Origin of the sequence: Citrobacter sp. TBCS-14, assembly GCF_005280805.1 — a bacterium.
Taxonomy (GTDB): Bacteria; Pseudomonadota; Gammaproteobacteria; order Enterobacterales; family Enterobacteriaceae; genus Citrobacter; species Citrobacter gillenii.
In genome coordinates this window covers 1-203 of record NZ_SZWM01000599.1, presented here as the reverse complement: position 1 = coordinate 203, position 203 = coordinate 1, and the positions used below count along the sequence as shown (strand labels likewise).

Genomic DNA, 203 nt, shown 5'->3' with positions numbered 1-203 from the left:
CAGCAGAAGATAACCGTTGAGTAACTGTTCGTTGTGCAGCCAGAACAGGATCAATACCGGCGGCAATACCAGCGCGGGCCAGTAGCGGCGAGACAGCAGGATCAATAGCGCGAGATACACGCCATGCGGCAGAAATAATGCCGCCTGCTGACCATTGTGGGTCAGGTAAAAACCTAACGTCCACAGCATTAGCCAGCCCGAAC

General features: G+C 54.7%; 1 protein-coding gene. It reads right to left on the bottom strand.

Translation table 11 applies throughout. From position 1 onward, the window contains the following. The coding region (locus FDX22_RS31535) for an MASE1 domain-containing protein (protein ID WP_255432994.1) at positions 1-203 on the bottom strand (203 nt) is incomplete at both ends.